This is a genomic window from Bacteroides sp. CAG:189 (assembly GCF_000432295.1).
In the GTDB taxonomy this organism is placed as follows: domain Bacteria; phylum Bacteroidota; class Bacteroidia; order Bacteroidales; family Bacteroidaceae; genus Bacteroides; species Bacteroides salyersiae.
Map to the genome: position 1 here is coordinate 5,743 of NZ_HF991019.1, position 4,367 is coordinate 10,109.

Here is a 4,367-nt window from a genome sequence, read left to right on the forward strand (position 1 = left end):
CGTCTGCCCAGAACAAGATATGCTGGCGGGGTTTTATCAACGTCAGTACATCTCCTTTAGGAATAGGATATTTGGTTGGATTGTCTTTATCGTTCGTCAGATAGCAGCCTTCGATATTTACCGAAGCAAAAGAGGTGTTGAATATTTCTATCCAAGCATTATGCAAGCCGTAATCATCTTGATAGTTCTGCTCATTGGTAACCAGTACTTCATTGATTTTCAAGCTTGTCGCTCTTTGTGCATTCAGCCCTAAGCAAACTACTGCCACTAACGTGATAAATATCCCAATTCTTTTTTTATTCATAACAATCTGTATTTAATTTGTTACAATGGAATATTACCATGCTTTTTGGCAGGGTTTGTTAATTTCTTAGTCTGCAACTGCTGTAACGCACGGATAATGCGGAAACGGGTATTTCTCGGTTCGATAACATCATCGATGTAGCCATATTTTGCAGCATTATACGGATTAGCAAACAGTTTGGTATATTCAGCTTCTTTGTCTGCCAGGAATTGAGCAGGATTTTCCTGTTCTTTAGCTTCTTTGGCGTACAATACTTCTACGGCACCTGCACCGCCCATTACAGCGATTTCAGCCGTCGGCCATGCATAGTTCATATCACCACGAAGCTGCTTACAGCTCATTACGATGTGAGAACCACCATAAGATTTGCGCAATGTAACCGTTACTTTAGGTACGGTGGCTTCACCATAAGCGTACAGCAGTTTAGCACCGTGTAAGATGACCCCATTATATTCTTGGCCTGTTCCCGGAAGGAATCCCGGTACGTCTACCAATGTAACTAAAGGGATATTGAATGCATCGCAGAAGCGAACGAAACGGGCACCTTTACGTGATGCATTGCTATCGAGTACACCGGCCAGATATTTAGGCTGGTTGGCAACCACACCTACGGATTGTCCGTTCATACGGGCAAAACCGATGATGATATTCTTTGCATAGTCTTTCTGTACTTCGAGGAATTCTCCGTTATCGATGATGGCACCGATTACTTCATACATGTCGTATGGTTTGTTGGGGCTGTCAGGAATTATTTCGTTCAACAGATCATCCATACGGTCGATAGGGTCTGTACAATTTACCAGTGGAGCTTCTTCGAGGTTGTTTTGTGGAATGAAACTGAGCAGGTGACGGATAATTGCCAATCCTTCTTCACCTGTTGCAGCAGTAAAGTGAGTAACACCTGATTTACTTGCATGAACGCTTGCACCGCCCAGATCTTCTTGGGATACGTCTTCGCCTGTTACGGTCTTTACTACTTTCGGACCGGTAAGGAACATATAAGATGTACCTTCGGTCATCAATGTAAAGTCTGTCAATGCGGGAGAATAAACGGCACCACCGGCACATGGACCGAAGATTCCCGAAATCTGGGGAATAACGCCGGATGCCATGATGTTGCGCTGGAAAATCTCAGCATAACCGGCCAATGCATTGATACCTTCCTGGATACGGGCACCACCCGAATCATTGATGCCGATAACCGGAGCACCCATCTTCATGGCCATATCCATTACTTTACAAATCTTCTGTGCCATGGTTTCCGACAATGATCCACCGAATACAGTGAAATCTTGTGCGAAAACATATACTAATCTTCCTTCGATCGTACCATAACCGGTTACGACACCATCACCGAGGAAGTGCTTTTTATCCTGACCGAAGTTGGTACATCTGTGCTGTACAAACATGTCCAATTCTTCGAAACTACCTTCGTCAAGCAGTTGTGCAATACGCTCACGGGCGGTGTATTTGCCTTTGGCGTGTTGTTTTTCAATAGCCTTTTCGCCGCCACCTAAACGAGCCTGAGCACGAAGTTCAATAAGCTCTTTTACTTTTTCAAGCTGGTTACTCATGTGTCTTTTTGTTTTAAAGGATTTATAGAATTTACGATTAGCCGGTTTACGGTTTACGATTGGGATTACTTTTATAAAATAGCAAAAGTAATTTCAATCGTAAATTATAAATCACCCAATCGTCAATGATTTTAGTGTTCGCAAAGTTCTGTCAATACACCCAAAGTTGATTTAGGATGGAGGAAAGCGATATTAAGTCCTTCCGCACCTTTGCGCGGAGCTTTGTCGATAAGGCGGATTTCTTTGCTTTCTGCTTCTGCAAGTGCATTAGCTACACCGTCTTCTACGGCGAATGCCACGTGATGAACGCCCGCGCCTTTGTTCTCAATAAATTTGGCGATGGTACTTTCGGGGCAGGTGGGTTCTAACAGTTCAATTTTTGTTTCGCCTACTTTCAGGAAAGCGGTTCTTACTTTCTGGTCTTCCACTGTTTCGATGTTGTAACATTTCAGACCTAATACATTTTCGTAATACGAAAGGGCTTCTTCGATGCTTTTTACAGCAATACCCAAGTGTTCAATGTGTGAAATCTTCATGACTGTCTTCTTTATTTTGGCATTAATTTTAGTTCTGGTTACTATTAAACCACTACAAAGAAAATCAATTCTTCGTTAATAGAGAAATATTTCCGCATTTAATTTCAAAAGTCGATCAGCAGTCTGACATTGATTTGACGAGATGTAAGGTAATTGGGTACTGCAAACTGATTATTGTGCACATCAGTTACCCAATAATAGGAGTTAACATTGCTGATATTAAGCAAATTGAAAACATCCAGTCCCAACCACATGCTGCGAATATTGCGCCCGAATCCGGTTTTGTGCTTATCCGTATTATCAATTAAAACACGTGACATACCGATGTCTACACGGCGATAGGAGGGGGTGCGGTATACCGCTTCTTCTCGTCCGCTATGAGGCGGGCCGAAGGGCAATCCACCCGCTAAAGTCGCTTTGAGATTTAGTTTCCATTTGGTACTTTTTGGAAAGTAATCTGTAAAATAGAGTGACAGGTTATAGCGTTGGTCGGTAGGGCGGGGGAGCCACTTACCGTTTATTTTTTCTTCGGTTTTCATCACGGAGAAAGTGAGCCAGGAATCGGTTCCCGGCACGAATTCCCCGAATAGTTTCATGTCGAGTCCTGTGGCATAACCGCTTGCCATGTTGCGTCCGTAATAACTGATACGGACGTTGTCTACATTGTATGGAATAAGGTTGCCCAGTGCTTTATAATATACTTCGGCTGTAAACTTGAAAGGACGTCCCACTGCCCGGAAGCTGTAATCACTTCCGATAACAAAGTGTATGGAACGTTGCGATTTGATGTTTTTATTGAGTGATACGCTTGCGACTCCGTCTACCATTGTGGTATCACGAAACTCCTTATAAAAAGGAGCTTGGTAATAGAGCCCCGTTGCTACGCGGAATGTGAATTTTTCATTGAAATTCGGAATCAGCGCCAGAGAAGCCCTCGGACTTACAATGAATTCTTTATTCCAGCTCCAGTAGCTTCCACGCAGTCCGGCTGTAAGCGTGAACAGGCCTGCACCGGATTGGAATTTGTAACTGTCTTGTGCGTATATGGATAAACGGTTACTGTTGATGTCGTTTTTGGATGATAAACTGTAAATCAATTCCGGACCATTCGGTACTTGTGGTAATGAATATCCGGCTGAGTCGCGCATTTCCCATTCGCGTAGTTTTTCTTTAATACGCTCTGCTTTTAATTCCAGTCCCCATTGAATAGCATGGCGTTGGATGCGGTGTTGTCCTGTGAGCGAGTAGCTTTGTACATCTGCGTTGAGGTAGTTGCGGGCATGCTCCATATAGGTACCCACACCGATTGTTTCACCTGTATCTGTGTCCGTATCCTCTTCGGAAGCATCTAATTCGTTGAGCCAATATTGCCCGGTAATGTCATAGGTTTCCTGTTCTTTTGTATGAAATGCAGAGGCCTGAAAAGTCAAGCTATTGTTTTCGTTGAATTTGTATGTGGCATTGGCTGCACCGAAGAATGTGCGGAATACATCTCTTTCCTGACCGTCAAAATAAACCTTGAATTCACGTACCGAAGCCATTGTGCCGAATCGCGTGTTACGGTCTTCCGGTTGGAAGATGTATTTATTTTCTGAGATATTTCCGATGAATCCTATTTCCCAGCGTTTATTGGGACGCCAGTTCAAGTATGTCTGATAGTCGATGAATTGCGGATCGTATTCTCCTTTCGTATCCAGTGTTCCCAATAGATAGCGGTTGCTTTTGTACCGTACGCTGTTGATCCACGAGAATTTCTTAGTGCCGAAACCTATGTATGCAGAAACTCCTAACAGGCTGAAAGCCCCTGTTGCTTCGAAATGTTCCGGCTTTTTATATGTAATATCCAGTACGGATGACATTTTATCTCCATATTTCGCTTCGTATCCACCGGAAGAAAATCCAACGTTTTCTACCATATCCGGATTGATAAAGCTCAATCCTTCCTGCTGACCG

General features: G+C 43.3%; 4 protein-coding genes. All 4 read right to left on the reverse strand.

Annotation, left to right across the window (positions count from 1 at the left end):
* A partial coding sequence (locus QVP90_RS04095) for a lamin tail domain-containing protein (RefSeq protein ID WP_288203946.1) occupies positions 1–304 on the reverse strand: 304 nt, incomplete at its 3' end.
* A gap of 20 nt (positions 305–324) precedes the next feature.
* Complete coding sequence (locus QVP90_RS04100; RefSeq protein ID WP_005929789.1) at positions 325–1,878, reverse strand: acyl-CoA carboxylase subunit beta; 1,554 nt, start codon at positions 1,876–1,878, stop codon at positions 325–327.
* 131 nt (positions 1,879–2,009) lie between these two features.
* Positions 2,010–2,414, reverse strand: coding sequence for a methylmalonyl-CoA epimerase (gene mce, locus QVP90_RS04105; RefSeq protein WP_021935723.1), 405 nt, complete (start codon positions 2,412–2,414; stop codon positions 2,010–2,012).
* 104 nt (positions 2,415–2,518) lie between these two features.
* Positions 2,519–4,367, reverse strand: a 1,849-nt coding sequence (locus tag QVP90_RS04110; protein WP_288203947.1) for a TonB-dependent receptor plug domain-containing protein, incomplete at its 5' end; no start/stop codon positions are given.

Coding starts and splice junctions, on each gene's coding strand:
- QVP90_RS04100 (WP_005929789.1), bottom strand. CDS start 1,878: ATGAGTAACCAGCTTGAAAAAGTAAAAGAGCTTATTGAACTTCGTGCT.
- mce (WP_021935723.1), bottom strand. CDS start 2,414: ATGAAGATTTCACACATTGAACACTTGGGTATTGCTGTAAAAAGCATC.